The organism is Kitasatospora sp. NPDC058965 (assembly GCF_042741245.1).
Lineage (GTDB): Bacteria > Actinomycetota > Actinomycetes > Streptomycetales > Streptomycetaceae > Kitasatospora.
The window spans coordinates 1-14,852 of the sequence record NZ_JBHYKG010000212.1 but is presented as its reverse complement, the minus strand read 5'-3'; the positions used below and the strand labels follow the sequence as shown (position 1 = coordinate 14,852).

Annotated in this window: 15 protein-coding genes and 2 tRNA genes; 11 read left to right on the top strand and 6 right to left on the bottom strand. The window is 72.6% G+C overall.

Annotated features, from left to right (window positions below):
* The 5 genes from ACFW1A_RS28170 to ACFW1A_RS28150 all read left to right on the top strand — a co-directional run.
* Positions 1–417: DUF3566 domain-containing protein (locus ACFW1A_RS28170; RefSeq protein WP_380413410.1), on the top strand; the 417-nt coding region annotated here is incomplete at its 5' end.
* Between the two features lie 226 nt (positions 418–643).
* On the top strand, positions 644–2,047 hold the full coding sequence (locus ACFW1A_RS28165) for a class I SAM-dependent methyltransferase (protein ID WP_380413408.1): 1,404 nt from the start codon (positions 644–646) through the stop codon (positions 2,045–2,047).
* A gap of 16 nt (positions 2,048–2,063) precedes the next feature.
* Positions 2,064–2,137 (top strand) — tRNA-Ile (locus ACFW1A_RS28160).
* Positions 2,138–2,473: 336 nt separating this feature from the next.
* Positions 2,474–2,602 (top strand): DLW-39 family protein, encoded by a 129-nt coding sequence (locus ACFW1A_RS28155; protein ID WP_211786189.1) that lies wholly within the window; start codon positions 2,474–2,476, stop codon positions 2,600–2,602.
* A gap of 125 nt (positions 2,603–2,727) precedes the next feature.
* A tRNA-Ala gene (locus ACFW1A_RS28150) sits at positions 2,728–2,800 on the top strand.
* A gap of 60 nt (positions 2,801–2,860) precedes the next feature.
* Here the strand turns inward: ACFW1A_RS28150 and ACFW1A_RS28145 are convergent.
* Positions 2,861–3,625, bottom strand: a complete 765-nt coding sequence (locus ACFW1A_RS28145; protein ID WP_380413405.1) for a DUF5324 family protein — start codon at positions 3,623–3,625, stop codon at positions 2,861–2,863.
* A 206-nt stretch (positions 3,626–3,831) separates the two neighbouring features.
* On the opposite strand from ACFW1A_RS28145, the gene ACFW1A_RS28140 reads away from it, so the two are divergent.
* Complete coding sequence (locus tag ACFW1A_RS28140; RefSeq protein WP_380413403.1) at positions 3,832–4,587, top strand: rhomboid family intramembrane serine protease; 756 nt, start codon at positions 3,832–3,834, stop codon at positions 4,585–4,587.
* Between the two features lie 287 nt (positions 4,588–4,874).
* Here the strand turns inward: ACFW1A_RS28140 and crgA are convergent, their stop codons facing one another.
* Positions 4,875–5,126: a cell division protein CrgA gene (gene crgA, locus ACFW1A_RS28135; RefSeq protein WP_380413401.1), complete on the bottom strand. Its 252-nt coding sequence runs from the start codon at positions 5,124–5,126 to the stop codon at positions 4,875–4,877.
* Between the two features lie 165 nt (positions 5,127–5,291).
* Here crgA and ACFW1A_RS28130 point away from each other — a divergent pair, with 165 nt between their 5' ends.
* From ACFW1A_RS28130 to ACFW1A_RS28110, 5 genes are all read left to right on the top strand, one after another.
* Positions 5,292–6,074 (top strand): DUF881 domain-containing protein, encoded by a 783-nt coding sequence (locus tag ACFW1A_RS28130; protein WP_380413399.1) that lies wholly within the window; start codon positions 5,292–5,294, stop codon positions 6,072–6,074.
* 107 nt (positions 6,075–6,181) lie between these two features.
* On the top strand, positions 6,182–6,355 hold the full coding sequence (locus ACFW1A_RS28125; protein WP_380413397.1) for a hypothetical protein: 174 nt from the start codon (positions 6,182–6,184) through the stop codon (positions 6,353–6,355).
* Between the two features lie 52 nt (positions 6,356–6,407).
* Entirely contained in the window at positions 6,408–7,070 is a 663-nt protein-coding gene (locus tag ACFW1A_RS28120) for an aminodeoxychorismate/anthranilate synthase component II (protein WP_380413395.1), read from the top strand.
* Between the two features lies 1 nt (position 7,071).
* The gene (locus tag ACFW1A_RS28115) at positions 7,072–8,070 is read left to right on the top strand and encodes a class E sortase (RefSeq protein WP_380413393.1); all 999 of its coding nucleotides are present in this window, start codon (positions 7,072–7,074) and stop codon (positions 8,068–8,070) included.
* 24 nt (positions 8,071–8,094) lie between these two features.
* Positions 8,095–8,811 (top strand): class E sortase, encoded by a 717-nt coding sequence (locus ACFW1A_RS28110; RefSeq protein WP_380413391.1) that lies wholly within the window; start codon positions 8,095–8,097, stop codon positions 8,809–8,811.
* Positions 8,812–8,842: 31 nt separating this feature from the next.
* Here the strand turns inward: ACFW1A_RS28110 and pknB are convergent, their stop codons facing one another.
* The 4 genes from pknB to ACFW1A_RS28090 form a co-directional block, all read right to left on the bottom strand.
* Entirely contained in the window at positions 8,843–10,930 is a 2,088-nt protein-coding gene (gene pknB / locus ACFW1A_RS28105) for a Stk1 family PASTA domain-containing Ser/Thr kinase (RefSeq protein ID WP_380413389.1), read from the bottom strand.
* A 256-nt stretch (positions 10,931–11,186) separates the two neighbouring features.
* Positions 11,187–12,644, bottom strand: a complete 1,458-nt coding sequence (locus ACFW1A_RS28100; protein ID WP_380413387.1) for a peptidoglycan D,D-transpeptidase FtsI family protein — start codon at positions 12,642–12,644, stop codon at positions 11,187–11,189.
* Between the two features lie 115 nt (positions 12,645–12,759).
* Positions 12,760–14,373, bottom strand: coding sequence for a PP2C family protein-serine/threonine phosphatase (locus tag ACFW1A_RS28095; RefSeq protein ID WP_380413384.1), 1,614 nt, complete (start codon positions 14,371–14,373; stop codon positions 12,760–12,762).
* 98 nt (positions 14,374–14,471) lie between these two features.
* The coding region (locus ACFW1A_RS28090) for an FHA domain-containing protein (protein WP_380413382.1) at positions 14,472–14,852 on the bottom strand (381 nt) is incomplete at its 5' end.

Sequence of the window (14,852 nt, the reverse complement as noted above, 5' to 3'; positions counted from 1 at the left end):
GCCCAGGCGGCCCCGGGCGCCCCGGCGGGTGCCGCCGGCCGGCTGCGCAAGGCCCGGCTGCGGGTCACCCGGGCCGACCCGTGGTCGGTCATGAAGGTGAGCTTCCTGCTCTCGCTGGCCGTCGGGATCATCATGATCGTGGCCGCCGCGGTGCTGTGGACCACGCTGGACGCGCTCGGCGTCTTCGACTCCATCGGCAAGACGCTCAAGGACGTCACCGGCTCCGGCGCCGCCGGCACCGGCGGGGTCGACATCATGGACTACGTCGGCTTCGGCAAGGTGCTCACCTTCACCACGCTGATCGCCGTGGTCGACGTGGTGCTGCTGACCGCCCTCTCCACCCTGGCGGCGTTCATCTACAACGCGGCCGCGGGCTTCACCGGCGGGGTCGAGCTGACCCTGGCCGAGGAGGAGTGAGCGGTCCCCCGCACTGACGGGACATCAGGAAGTACCCACCAGTTCTCCGGAATCCGGCATCAGCGGGCCACCTCGGTTGTTCCATCGAGGTGGCCCGCTTCGTCATTCGAGTGACAGCCGGACCGGTCCCGGCGCGCCGCCGGGCCCGGGCGGCCCGGTTGCGGATTGGCTGGAGCGGCCTGGCACGGCTACCGGTTCGGATCCCACTGGCTGCGCGGAGGTTCCCATGGCTCAGATCGCATCCCGGCTCGTCGGCGCGTTGGAGGACCTGCTCGGCTCCAGGCTGCCGTTCCGGCTCCAGGCCTGGGACGGCAGTACCGCCGGGGCGCCGGACGCCCCGCTGCTGGTGCTGCGCAACCGCCGCGCGCTGCGCCGGCTGCTCTGGGCACCGGGCGAGCTCGGGCTGGCCCGGGCCTACGTCTCCGGCGACCTCGAACTCGGCCCCGGCGAGGACCTGTACCAGGTGCTGACCGAGGCCGCGCACTTCGCCGAGCGGGACGAGGTGCGCAGCCGGCAGCTGGGCGCGGGCGACCTGGTCTCCCCGGCCGGGCGCCGGGCGGTCTCCGCGCTGGCCCGGGCCGGCGCGCTCGGCCCCAACCCGGTGCTGCCGCCCGAGGAGGCCCGGCAGCAGGGCCGGCTGCACAGCCGCACCCGGGACCGGGCCGCGATCAGCCACCACTACGACGTGGGCAACGAGTTCTACCGCCTGGTGCTCGGCTCCTCGATGGTCTACTCGTGCGCCTACTGGACGCCGAGCAGCCGCAGCCTGGAGGCCGCCCAGGAGGCCAAGCTCGACCTGATCTGCCGCAAGCTCGGCCTGCGCCCCGGCATGCGCCTGCTGGACGTCGGCTGCGGCTGGGGCTCGCTGGTGCTGCACGCGGCCCGGAACTACGGGGTCACCGCGGTCGGCGTGAGCATCTCCGCCGAGCAGGTCGCGCTGGCCCGGCAGCGGGTCGAGCAGGCCGGTCTGGCGGACCGGGTGGAGATCCGGCTGCAGGACTACCGGGAGATCCCCGACGGCCCCTACGACGCCGTCTCCAGCGTCGGGATGGCCGAGCACGTCGGCTCCGAGCAGTACCGGGTCTACGCCGAGGGCCTGTACGGCCTGCTGGCCCCGGGCGGGCGGCTGCTCAACCACCAGATCGCCCGCCGGCCCGACCGGCCCGGCGAGCCGCACACCACCAGCCCCTTCATCTCCCGCTACGTCTTCCCGGACGGCGAGCTCTCGCCGGTCGGCAGCACGGTGGCCCGGCTGGAGGAGGCCGGCTTCGAGGTGCGGGACGTGGAGGCGCTGCGCGAGCACTACGCCCTGACGCTGCGGGAGTGGGTGGCCAACCTGGAGGCGAACTGGCCGCAGGCGGTCCGCCTGGTCGGCCGCGGCCGGGCCCGGGTCTGGCGGCTGTACATGGCCGCCTCGGCGCTGGCCTTCGAGGAGAACCGGATCGGGGTGAACCAGGTGCTGGCCGTCCGCCCCACCGCGAACGGCGCCAGCCTGCTGCCCGCGACCCGCGAGCAGTGGCTGCTGTCCCGCCGCGCGGACCGCCCCGGCGCCCCTGAGCTGCGGCTTGCGATCGGCGGCTCGGACGGCGCCGGGAGTATGGATTTGGGAGATCGGCCATCGGTCCGCTAATCTTTCAGTGCGGCAAGGGCCTATAGCTCAGACGGTTAGAGCGCTTCCCTGATAAGGAAGAGGCCACAGGTTCAAGTCCTGTTAGGCCCACCTGCGAGAGCGCCCCGGATGGTTCACCATCCGGGGCGCTTCTGTCTTCCGCCCCGGTCGGCGGGGTCGGCGGCCGCGCTGGGCCGGTCGGGTGGCGACCGGCCGGGTGGTCCGCGGGACAGGCGGCGGGCCGTCAAAGCGGTTCCCGCTGCGGCAGGTTGGGCCGACGTCGGCCGGTCTCGACGAGGACACGGGTGTGTATCATCGGCCGCAGGGCGGTTTCGCCGATCGACCGCCGGTTCATACGTGCACATCCGAGGGTTCGCAGCCCCGGCCGACTCGGTCCGGGACCCTTGCTGGCGAACTCCCCACTCCTGAGAAGGACGAGGTCCCGCGGTGAAGAAGCTCCTCCTGGTCGCCCTGGTCGCCCTCGGCGGCTTCTTTGTCTACCGTCAGGTCCAGGCCGACCGTGCCGAGCAGGACCTGTGGACCGAGGCGACCGACCCGATCCCGGCCGGCCGCTGACCACTCGGCCCGAAGCTGACGGGAGGTCCGTTCCGGGCCTCCCAGCGGTCCCCCGCCGCCGGTGCGCACACCGGCACGGCGGACCCGGTACGCTTGTTGTCCGACGGCGCCCGCCGCGCCGTCACGGGGCTTTAGCTCAGTTGGTAGAGCGCTGCCTTTGCAAGGCAGATGTCAGGAGTTCGAGTCTCCTAAGCTCCACGTGCGGAAAGACCCCGGACCGTCCAGGTCCGGGGTCTTCGTGCGTCCGGGGCCGGGCCGCTACTGCGGTTCGTCGTCCTCCTGGTCCGGGCCGGCGCCGTTCAGCGGGGTGGTGGAGCTGGCGCCGCCGGGGGCGGTGTCGCGGCTGACCGGGTGGACCCGGTCCGGCGGGGTCTGCACCTGGGGCGGCTCGACCAGCCAGTCCGGCTCGCTGTTCCGGCGCCACCAGGCCCAGACCAGCAGTCCGCTGCCGACCGCCAGGACACCGGCCAACGCGAGCGCGGTGGCCGCCCTGGAGCGGCGGCAGCGGCGGGCGTTGTGGGCGGCCAGCTTCTCGATCTCGGCCGCGCTGACGTTGCCGTGCAGTGCGGTGAGCGCGGCGGCGCCGCGGGTCTGGGCCTCCAGCGCGACCGGCACCACGGCGGCCCGGGCGTCCTCCAGCGCGCCGGTCAGCCGGGGGACGGCGACCTGGCGGGCCTGGTCGGCGGAGAGCTTGGCGGCCAGCGCCGCCTCCTGGGCCCGGTGCACGGCCTTCAGGGTGTTCTGCTGGGTCTTCGGCGGCAGTGCGGCGAAGGCCTGCTCGACGTGCGGGGCCAGGTGCTTCACGTAGCCGACCCGGGCCGAGTGGGCGGCGTGCGCGGTGCCCGCGCGGGCCTGGCCGGCCGCCGCCTCCAGCCGGGGGCCGAGCGCCTCCAGGGTCGGGCCGAGCCGCTGGAGCGCCTCGTCCGCGTAGTGCGCGGCGGTCTCCCTGGCGGTGACCGCGTAGGGCGCCAGCGTCTCCAGGGTCTTGCCGGCCGTGTCGCGTGCGGTGTCCAAGCGGGTCACAGAGATCCTCCTCCTGGGGGGCGTCCTTAGGCACATATCCACCTGGTTCGAGATCATGCATCCCGATTTGTCCGTTCGCATGGCAGGCTGGGCCGTCCGCGAGACGGCGGCCTGCTGTGCGGGGAGGGTCACCGGCAGTAGCCTGGACGGTCCCGGGGGGCCCGCTGGGCGTCCCCCGTCCCCGTCCGGAGGAGAAGAGGCGCGCGATGGCCCAGGACCAGCCGGGCGGCGGCGACCGCGCCACCCGCCCCAAGCCGCCCACCACGCCCTTCGGCGGCCGGTTGACCGGGGACGGGGCGCTGGTCACCAAGGCGCTGATCGCGGTCAACGTGGCGGTCTTCCTGGCCGCCACCTACCGCTACCCCTCGATGATCGGGGACTCGTCCCACGTGGGCAGCTGGGACATGTACAGCGAGGTGCTGCCGGACGGCAGCCGGGCGGGCGTGGCCGCCGGGCCGGACCAGTGGTACCGGCTGCTGAGCGGCATGTTCGTGCACGGCGGCTGGCTCCACCTGGGCTCCAACATGCTGGCCCTGTGGTGGCTCGGGCCGGTGCTGGAGCGGGCCCTGGGCCGGCTGCGCTACCTGGCGCTCTACCTGGTCAGCGGGTTGGCCGGGAACGCGCTGGTCTACCTGGTGTCCGGCGCCGGGGTGGACTCGCTGGGCGCCTCAGGGGCGATCTTCGGGGTGTTCGGGGCCACCGCGGTGCTCTACCGGGCGGCCCGGCAGCCGCTGGGGCCGGTGGTGGCGCTGATCGTCTTCAACCTGGTGATCACCTTCTCGGTGCCCGGGATCGACTGGCGGGCGCACGTCGGCGGCCTGGCGGCCGGCCTGTTCACCGGGATCGGCATGATGCACGCGCCCCGGGCCAACCGGACCCTGGTCCAGGCCGGCACGGTGGTGCTGATGCTGGCGGTGGTGGTGGCCGTGGTGCTGGTGGAGACGGCGCGGCTGACCGGCTGAGCGGGCGGGCTTCGTACGGTTGTCCACAGTCTGCGGCGGGTCGTGCACAGGCCGTCCGTCCGTGTTCGGTCTACGCGTGTCCATCTGCCCTGTCGTGCGGACGGAAGGGCTCTGGCGGGCGGGATGCCGAAAAGTTATCCACAGGGTGGGTGGACTTTTCCCCAGTGTGGATAACTGTGTGGACAAGCGGATGGTACGACGGACGGAGACGGGTGCCGGACAGCACGACGCACCGCCCCACCCGTGCTCCGGTGGGGCGGTGCGGTGGACCGGTCAGCGGCCGGCCGCTACTTCCACTGGGTGGAGACGCCGAAACCGGCGGCGATGAAGCCGAAGCCCACCAGGATGTTCCAGTTGCCCCAGTCCTGCACCGGCCAGCTGCCGCTGGTCACGTAGTAGGTGACGATCCACACCAGACCGATCAGGAACAGGGCCAGCATCACGGGTGCCACCCAGGTGCGACCCGAACTGATCTTGACCGCGGTCGCCGTGGCGGGCGGGGTGTAGTCGGACTTCTTGCGGAGTCGAGACTTCGGCACGAGGGGCTCTCCTGTCGATGCGCTGTGAGACCGCGCAGGGGGCAGCGGGCGGGCGGCTGTGGGGACCGGTCCTCCGTACGGGACGGACCTGGAAGGGTACTCCGCACATGCCACCGGCGTCCGTTAGCGTAGTGGCTCGCCGGGTCGGAAGGAGATAAGGGTACGGTGCCGAATTCCACGATTTCTGCGGCGGGCGACCCCGAACCGGCTTCCGCCCGCCGGCGGCCCACCCGAATTGTCGGACGTGCCCTGACCTGCGCCGTCTTCGCCCTGGCCGGAGTCCTCTTCTACGTCAGCGCGCACGCGGCCCGCGGCATCGACCTGCGCTCGGACAACTCGCTGCTGCGCCTGAGCGACGTGATACAGCAGCGCAGCGACCAGAACCGGCAGACCCAGGACGACCTCTCCGAGCTGCAGCAGAAGGTTGACCAGCTGGCCAAGCAGCAGGGCGGCACCCCCGCCGGCGGCGACCCGCTGGCCGCACTGCGCGACCAGGCCGGCCTGGGCCCGCTGCAGGGCCCGGGGCTGACCGTGACGTTGAACGACGCCCCGCCCGGTGCCACCGCCAAGATCCCCGGCGTGCCCGAGCCCGGTGTGAACGACCTGGTGATCCACCAGCAGGACATCCAGGCCGTGGTCAACGCGCTGTGGCGCGGCGGCGCGGCCGGCGTGCAGGTGATGGACCAGCGGCTGATCTCCACCAGCGCGGTCCGCTGCGTCGGCAACACCCTGCTGCTGCAGGGCCGGGTCTACTCGCCGCCCTACGTGATCCGGGCGGTCGGGCGCACCGCGGAGCTCAAGGCCGCGGTGGACGCCGACCCCTCGATCCGCAACTACCTGGAGTACGTCGCGGCCTACGGCCTGGGCTGGAAGGTCCAGGAGAGCGGCGAGCTGAGCCTGCCCGGCTACACCGGCACCACCGACCTGCACGCCGCCCAGGGCCAGTAGCGGATCCCGGTGCCCGGCCCGGGAGTGAGAAAAGGCCCGCAGCAACCGTCCCGGCCGGTGCGGCGGTCTACTCTGGTGCCGCAACGGCCGAACACCGAGGGAGCAGCATGTACAGCTGGATCTGGCGCCACCTGCCGGGGAACACCCTGGTGCGGGCCGTCATCTCGCTGCTGCTCGTGATCGGGGTGGTGTACCTGCTGTTCCAATACGTCTTCCCGTGGCTGGAACCGCTGCTCCCGTTCAGCGACGTCACTGTGGACAACGGCGGCGGCACCGGCTGAGCCCGCCACCGACCGACCGCCCCGCTCCTTCGTCCCCCGGGAGACAGCCCGCATGACCCCGTCCGCCACCGCCCCGCGGATCCTCGTCGTCGACAACTACGACAGCTTCGTCTTCAACCTCGTCCAGTACCTCTACCAGCTGGGCGCCACCTGCGAGGTGGTGCGCAACGACGAGCTGACGGTGGCGCGGGCCGCCCGGCGCTCGGGCGACCAGGGGTACGACGGGGTGCTGCTCTCCCCCGGCCCCGGCACCCCCGAGGAGGCCGGGGTCTGCGTGGAGATGGTCCGGCACTGCGCGGCCGCCGGCCTGCCGCTGTTCGGCGTCTGCCTGGGCCTGCAGTCCATCGCGGTGGCCTACGGCGCGGTGGTCGACCGGGCGCCCGAGCTGCTGCACGGCAAGACCTCGCCGGTCACCCACGAGGACGGCGGCGTCTTCGCCGGCCTGCCCTCGCCGCTGACCGCCACCCGCTACCACTCGCTCGCGGTCGACCCGGCCACCGTGCCGGCCGAACTGCACGTCACCGCCCGGACCGACAGCGGCGTGATCATGGGCCTGCGGCACCGCGAGCTGCCCGTCGAGGGCGTCCAGTTCCACCCCGAGTCGGTGCTCACCGAGGGCGGCCACCGGATGCTGGCCAACTGGCTGGCGGAGTGCGGCGACGCCGGGGCGGTGGCGCGTTCCGCCGGGCTCGCCCCGGTGATCGGCCGGGGTTGAGATGACCGCGGTCCGCCCGGAGGGGCGCCAGGACGACTGGTTCCGGCCGGAGGAGCCGGACGGCTGGGGGGTCTACGACCAGGGCGGCGCCGGCACGCCCGAGCAGCCGGCCGAGCAGGCCGACCCGTACCCGTGGCTGGCCGACCAGACCCTGCAGCTGCGCACGATCAGCGTGCCGGGCGGGCCGGACGCCGAGCCGCAGGCCGGCGGCCGGGCCGAGCGGCGCCGGGCCGCCCAGGGCGGCCGGATGGCCGTGCGCTCCGGCGGCGGCCGGCGCCGGGCCAACGGCCCGCGCCCGGCGGTGGCCCGGCCCAAGGAGTCGAAGCGGGTGGTCGCCGCCCGGCTGATCGGCGAGCTGTGCATCACGCTCGGCATGGTGATGCTGCTGTTCGTCTCGTACCAGCTGTGGTGGACCAACGTGCAGGCCGACGCCTCGGCCAACGGCACCCGCAACCAGCTGGAGCAGCAGTGGGCCGCCCCGGCGGCCCCGGGCGGCCCCACCCCGGTGCCGGCCGGCACCTTCGCGCCGGGCCAGGGCTTCGCCATCCTGCACGTGCCCAAGATCGGGATCACCTACCCGATCGCCGAGGGCACCGACAAGCAGAAGGTGCTGGACCACGGCCTGGTCGGCCACTACACCGGTACCGCGATGCCCTCCGACCCGACCGGCAACTTCGCGGTGGCCGCCCACCGCACCACGCACGGCCAGCCCTTCCGCAAGCTCGCCGAGCTGGGCCCCGGCGACAAGATCGTGGTGGAGACCGCGACCACCTACTACACCTACGAGGTGGCCGGCGGCATCCCGGAGACCCCGCCGACCAACGTGACGGTGCTCCAGGCCGTCCCGAAGGGCTCGCCGTTCACCCAGCCGGGCCGCTACATCACCATGACCACCTGTACGCCGGAGTTCAGTGCCCGCGGTCGGTTGATCGTCTTTGGCAAACTGGTCGACGAACGACCGAGGAGCCAGGGGCAGCCGCCCGCGCTGACCGGCTCCTGAGCCTTCGTCAGGGCGGAGCCCGGTGTGAGCAGAGCAGTGTCCGGCCGTCGCCACCGCCCCCCGTGGGCGGTGGCGCTCGGCTTTCTGGGGGAGTCGCTGGTCACCGCCGGGGTGCTGGTGGGCCTGTTCACGGCCTACTCGCTCTGGTGGACCGACGTGCTGGCCGATCGCCGGTCCGGCCACCAGGCCGCGCAGCTGCGGCACACCTGGACCGGTCCCGACAGCGGCGAGGCCGCCCCCGCCTACCTGGGCGCCGACGGACTGGGCTTCCTGCACGTGCCGGCGATGGGCCGCGACTACCAGGTGCTGATCAAGCTCGGCACCACCCCGGACGTGCTCAACCAGGGCGTGGCCGGGGTCTACCGGGAGCCGTACGCCAGCGCGATGCCCTGGGACCCGGTGGGCAACTTCGCGCTGGCCGCGCACCGGGACGGCCACGGCGCCAAGTTCCACGACCTGGACGCGGTCGCCAAGGGCGACGCGGTGGTGGTGGAGACCCGGGACCGCTGGTACGTCTACCGGGTGGACGCCACCCTGCCGCAGACCACCAAGGAGGACGTGGGCGTGGTCGCCCCGGTCCCGGCCGAGGCCGGCTACACCGCGCCCGGCCGGTACATCACGCTGACCACCTGCACCCCGGTGCTGACCTCCCGGTACCGGATGGCGGTCTGGGGCTCGCTGGTCCGGGTCGACCCGGTGGACGCACGACGGACCCCGCCGCCCGAGCTGCGCGCCGGGTGACGGGGTCCGTGGTCGTACGGGTGGGTGCTACCTAGGGTGTCTGACCACCGATGGGGGGGAAGCCGATGGTCCCGCCGGCCCCTTTGGTGTCGCCGGGCTTGGTGGTGATCTGGATGTTGGTGTTCGGGTCGACCAGCTGGTTGGGACCGGGGTTGGTGGTGACCACCACGGCCTTGTCGTCGCTGGGGCCGTTGAACGTCCAGGCGGTGAAGCCGGCCGCCTTGAGGGCCGCCGTGGCGTCCTTGACCGTCCGGTTGCTCACGTCCGGGATCTGGGCCTTGGTCGGGGCGGCGTAGACGGTCAGGGTGATCTTGCTGCCCTTGGGCTGCTTCGAGTTGGCCGGCGGGTTCTGGCTGGCCACGGTGCCGGCCGGCTTGGTCGGGTCGGTGGTGGGCGTCGTCTTGGACGAGTCCACGGTGAACCCGGCGTCGGTCAGCGTGGAGGTGGCCACGTCCACGGTCTGGCCGACCACGTTCGGCACGCCGGACTTGTTCGGGCCCTGCGAGATGGTCAGGGTGACGGTGGTGCCCGGGTCGGCCTTGGTGCCGGCCGGCGGGTTCTGCGAGATCACCGAGTCCTGCGGCACCGTGTCGTCGCTGGCGTACTGCGGGGCGCCGACCTGGAAACCGGCGTCGGTCAGCGCCTTGGTCGCGGCGGCGCTGGGCTGGCCGGTGACCCCGGGCACCGGGCTCTGGCCCGGGCCGCTGGACAGCTGCACGGTGATGGTGCCGTTGTCGGCCATCTTGGTGCCGGCCGCCGGGTTCTGCTGGCAGACCAGGTCCTTGGCCACCGTGCCGCAGGGGATCGCCTGGCCCTTGGCCACGGTCAGCTTGCCGCCGGTGTTGTGCGCGGTCGCGGTGGCGTCGTCGAAGCTGCGCCCGGTCAGCGTGGGCGCGGCGATCTGGCTGGCGCCGCTGCCGCCCTTGAACATCGCCGAGGCGACGAAGAAGGAGCCGACCAGCACCAGTACGGCCGCCACCGCCAGGATGATCCAGGAGGTGTTGCTCTTCTTCGGCTGGTCGTCGCGCCGGCGCGAGGAGCGCGGCCCGTCGTCGTAGCCGTCGTTGCCGCCGGACTGGGTGTCGTCGTAGCCGTTGGCCGGGTAGCCGTTCTGCCCGTACTGCTGGCCCACCTGCGGCAGCATCGCGGTCGGCGCGGCGCCGGCCTGCGGCAGCAGGTTGGTCTGGCCGTACGGGTCGTGCTGGGCCGGGTAGCCGTTCTGGTCGTACCCGTAGCCGCCCATGCCGTAGGCGGCCGCCTGCTGGGCGGCGGCCACCGGTAGGCCGTCGAGGAAGCGCTCGATGTCGTCGCGCATCTCGTCGGCGCTCTGGTACCGGTAGTCGCGCTCCTTGGCCAGCGCCTTCAGCACGATCGCGTCGACCTCGGGGCGCACCTCGGGGTCGTAGCTGGACGGCGGCGCGGCCTCCTCGCGCACGTGCTGGTAGGCCACCGCGACCGGGGAGTCGCCGACGAACGGCGGGCGCAGCGTGAGCAGCTCGTACAGCAGGCAGCCGGTGGAGTACAGGTCGGAGCGGGCGTCCACGGTCTCGCCCTTGGCCTGCTCGGGCGAGAGGTACTGGGCGGTGCCGATCACGGCCGAGGTCTGGGTCATCGTCATGCCGGCGTCGCCCATGGCGCGCGCGATGCCGAAGTCCATCACCTTGACGTTGCCCTGCCGGGTCAGCATCACGTTGGCGGGCTTGATGTCGCGGTGCACGATGCCGGCCCGGTGCGAGTACTCCAGCGCCTGCAGGATGCCGATGGTCATCTCCAGCGCGCGCTCCGGCAGCAGCCGGCGCCCGGAGTGCAGCAGTTCGCGCAGGGTCGAGCCCTCGACGTACTCCATCACGATGTAAGGGATGGAGATGCCGTCGATGTAGTCCTCGCCGGTGTCGTACACGGCGACGATCGCGGGGTGGTTCAGCGAGGCGGCGGACTGCGCCTCGCGCCGGAAGCGGGCCTGGAACGACGGGTCACGGGCCATGTCGGTCCGGAGCGTCTTCACTGCGACGGAACGGCCGAGCCGGGTGTCATGGGCGAGGTAGACCTCGGCCATGCCGCCGCGTCCGAGGACGCCGCCGAGCTCGTACCTGCCGCCGAGGCGACGAGGCTCTTCCATAGTTCCGACCCTCTCCCTCACCGAGCGGTGAGGATGTGACGTAGGTGTCCCCGCACGTTCCTGTAGTGACGCTTCCCACGCCACAGGTGGTTCTGTGAGACCGGTCTCGCCCGCCCTGGAGCGGGTGGGACCGAGCCGCGGGTACACCCGCCGCTTGCGGATACGCTACCGGTCGCCGCCAGCACAACTCGACACGCCCGGCAGCTGAGACCAGACCGGTATCCGCCGACCGGTATCCACCAGCAGCCAGTATCCGCTAGTGACCGATCGCGGCCTGCATGATCAGCTTGGCGATCGGAGCCGCGATGGAACCGCCGCTGATCTCGTCGCTCTTGGCCGAGCCGTCCTCGACCACCACCGCCACCGCGACCGGGACGTCCTGGGCGACCTTGGCGTAGCTGACGAACCAGGCGAACGGCAGGCCCTTGTTGTCGGTGCCGTGCTGCGCGGTGCCGGTCTTGCCGCCGACCTCGACGCCGTCGATCCGGGCGTTGCGGCCGGTGCCGTTCTGCACCACGTCGACCATCATCTGCTGCAGCTTCTGCGCGGTGGCCGGGCTGACCGCCTGGGAGAGCTGGCTCTCGGTGTGCTTGGAGATCACCGTGCCGCCGGCCGAGCGCTCCTCGTCCACCAGGTAGGGCTGCATCAGCTTGCCGTTGTCGGCGATCGCGGCCGCGACCATGGCCATCTGCAGCGGGGTCGCGGCGGTGTTGTGCTGGCCGATCGCGTCCATCGCGGTGCCGTCGGGCGTGGAGTCGGTGGGGAAGACGCTCTTGGCCGAGCGGATCGGGGTGTCGACCGTGGCGTTGAAACCGAACTTCTCGGCCTGGGCCTGGAGCTTCTCCTTGCCCAGGTCGGCGCCGAGCTTGCCGTAGACGGTGTTGCAGGAGATGGTCAGCGCGTACTTCAGGGTGGCCTGGCCGCAGGCCTCGCTCGGGCTGTCGTTCTGCAGCACGGTGGTGGTGCCCGGCAGGACGTACTGGTCCGGGGTGTCGGTCTGGTCGTCCGGGCTCTGGTACTTGCCGGTCTCGAAGGCCGTCGCGGCGGTGACCAGCTTGAAGGTGGAGCCCGGCGGATAGGTCTGGCGCAGCGCCCGGTCCAGCATCGGCTGGTTCTGGTCCGCGTTGAGCGAGGTCCAGGCGTTCTGGTCGGCGGTGGTGAAGCCGGTGATGCTGTTCGGGTCGTACGACGGGGTGCTGACCAGGCCCAGGATCGCCCCGGTGCGCGGGTCGATGGCGACCGCGGCGCCCTTCTTGCCGTTCAGCGCGTCGTAGGCGGCCTTCTGCACCTTGGGGTCGATCGTGGTGAGCACGTCCCCGCCCTGGCGCGGCTTGCCGGTCAGCGAGTCCATCGTGTTGCGGAAGAAGAGCCGGTCGTCGGTGCCGGTCAGGATCCCGTTCTCCAGGTTCTCCAGACCGGTCGAGCCGTAGGCCTGCGAGGTGAACCCGGTCACCGCGGCGTACATCGCGCCGTCGGTGTAGGCGCGCTTGTACTTGTACTGGTAGCCGTTGGTGGCGTCGGAGCGGGTGATCGGCTGGCCGCCGGCGAGGATGTTGCCGCGCGGGTAGGAGTACTGGTCGAAGAGCTGGCGCTTGTTGTTCGGGTTCTTGGCCAGGCTGTCGGCCGAGACCACCTGCACCCAGTTGGCGCGCAGCAGCAGCGCGAGCACCAGCACCAGGCAGAAGACGGAGACCCGTCGGATGGGCTTGTTCACGAAGACGGGTCCCCTCCTGCGGTGCTGTGGGCGACAGCCATTCAACCGCACTGTCCTCCACGCCCACGCCGCCCGGGTCGGTTCCGTCAGGACCGACCCGGTGTGCGGCGTCCGGTCAGGAGGCCGGCGGGCAGTTGGCGGCCAGCCGCTGCTCGTCCGCGCTCAGCTGCGGCGGGGCCGGCTCGGGCGCCGGGGACGGGGAGGCGGACGGGCTCGCCGAGGGGCTCGGGCTCGGGCTGGGCACCGCGGGGGAGGCGCCGACCTTCGGGGCGGTCCGGTACGCGGCGCTGGTGGCCGTGCCGGCGGTGCCGGGCAGGGCGGTGCCGGTGGGCTGGCCGACCTTGGCGCAGACCGCGGCCTGCGCGGCGAAGTCCTTGACCCGCTGGTCGGCGTCGCCCAGGCTGCCGACCTTGATGGTGCCCTTCAGCTGCTGCTGCTGGTCCAGCGAGAGCAGCCGGGTCTGCACGTCGGTCTGCTGCTTCACCGAGGACAGGTCCACCCCGGCCACGTTCTTGTTGATCCCCTGGTACACCGTCACCCGGCCGTCGCTGGCGGCCAGGTAGTACTGGCCCTGGGTCCAGGACCAGCCCGCGTAGGCGGCGCCGCCGATCAGGCCGAGGGCGACCACGCCGATCGCCGAGCGGCGGAACCAGCGGCGCTTGCGCGGCCGCTCCGGCGGCTGCGGCTCCTCCGGAGCGCCCTGCTCGGGTTCGGCCGCCGGGGCCCCGTAGCCGGGCGCCTGGCCGTACTCCTCGCCGTAGCCCTCCTGCGGGTAGCCCTGGGCCGGGCCGAAGCCGGGGCCGGTCGCGCCGCCCGGCTCGTAGCCGGCCGCCGGACCGAAGGCGCCCGGCTGCTGGGCCTGCGGCGCGGGGCGGCCCAGGCCGGCGGCGCGCCCGGCCGGGGTGTCGATGATCTGGTTGTCCACGGCGGTGCCGTGCGGACCCTCGGCCACCGCGCCGACCACCACCGGGGCGGTGGCGAACTGGCCGCTGAAGGTGTCGCTCGGACCGACCTCGAGCACGTCGGCCACGACGCAGGTGATGTTGTCCGGGCCGCCGCCGCGCAGCGCCAGCTGGATCAGCTCCTGGATGGTCGACTCGGGGGCGTAGTGGCTCCCGAGCGTCTCCTCCAGCGTCTGGTGGCTGACCGGACCGGACAGGCCGTCGGAGCAGATCAGGTAGCGGTCGCCGGGGCGCACCTCGCGGATCGACAGGTCCGGCTCGACCTGGCCGCGCCCGTCCAGCGCGCGCATCAGCAGGGAGCGCTGCGGGTGGGTCTCGGCCTCCTCGGGCGTGATCCGGCCCTCGTCCACCAGCCGCTGCACCCAGGTGTGGTCCTGGGTGATCTGGGTCAGCGCCCCGTCGCGCAGCAGGTAGGCCCGCGAGTCGCCGACGTGCACCAGGCCCATCCGCTCGCCGGTCCACAGCAGGGCGGTGAGGGTGCAGCCCATGCCCTCCAGGTGCGGGTCGCGCTCGACCATCTGGCGCAGGCGCTCGTTGGCGTTCTGCACCGCGTCGTTGAGCAGGGTCAGCAGGTCGGCCTGGGGGTCGGCGTCCTCGAGCGAGATGATCGAGCTGAGGGCCTCGGAGGAGGCGACCTCACCGGCCGCCGCCCCGCCCATGCCGTCGGCCACGGCGAGCAGGTGGGGACCGGCGTACCCGGAGTCCTCGTTCCCCTCCCGGATCAGTCCCTTGTGGGACCCGGCGGCGAATCGCAGCACGAGGCTCATACGGTGCGTGCCCCCCTCAGGGCCTGTCGCCCGGAACCGGCAGCGTGCGTGCTGCCCTCCCGGCTGCTCATGGACGGGGTGCTGTCCCTCATGCGCCACTACTTCCGCAGTTCGATGACGGTCCTGCCGATACGGATCGGCACTCCGACCTGCAGCGGCGTCGGCTGTGTCAGCCGCTGACGCTCCAGATAGGTGCCGTTGGTGGAGCCTAGATCCTCCACGGTCCACTGCCCAGTCTGATCGGGGTAGATCCTGGCATGACGCGAGGAGGCGTAGTCGTCATCGAGCACGATGGTGGAGTCGTGGGCCCGGCCCAGCGTGATCACCTGGCCCTGCAGCGCCACCGTGGTGCCGGCCAGCGCGCCCTCGACCACCACCAGCTGGGAGGGGCCGGACCTGCGGCGGCCGCCGGGGGCGGCGGCCTCCCGGGCGCCCGGCTGCGGCCGGGGCGGCGCCGGAGCGGCCGCGGCGGCCGCCGC

Bases quoted from the DNA above. Each gene is read 5' to 3' on its own strand.
- ACFW1A_RS28125 (WP_380413397.1), top strand. From the start codon at position 6,182: ATGTACAGCTGGATCTGGCGCCACCTGCCGGGGAACACCCTGGTGCGG.
- pknB (WP_380413389.1), bottom strand. From the start codon at position 10,930: ATGGAAGAGCCTCGTCGCCTCGGCGGCAGGTACGAGCTCGGCGGCGTC.
- ACFW1A_RS28165 (WP_380413408.1), top strand. From the start codon at position 644: ATGGCTCAGATCGCATCCCGGCTCGTCGGCGCGTTGGAGGACCTGCTC.
- ACFW1A_RS28120 (WP_380413395.1), top strand. From the start codon at position 6,408: ATGACCCCGTCCGCCACCGCCCCGCGGATCCTCGTCGTCGACAACTAC.
- ACFW1A_RS28095 (WP_380413384.1), bottom strand. From the start codon at position 14,373: ATGAGCCTCGTGCTGCGATTCGCCGCCGGGTCCCACAAGGGACTGATC.
- ACFW1A_RS28140 (WP_380413403.1), top strand. From the start codon at position 3,832: ATGGCCCAGGACCAGCCGGGCGGCGGCGACCGCGCCACCCGCCCCAAG.
- ACFW1A_RS28115 (WP_380413393.1), top strand. From the start codon at position 7,072: ATGACCGCGGTCCGCCCGGAGGGGCGCCAGGACGACTGGTTCCGGCCG.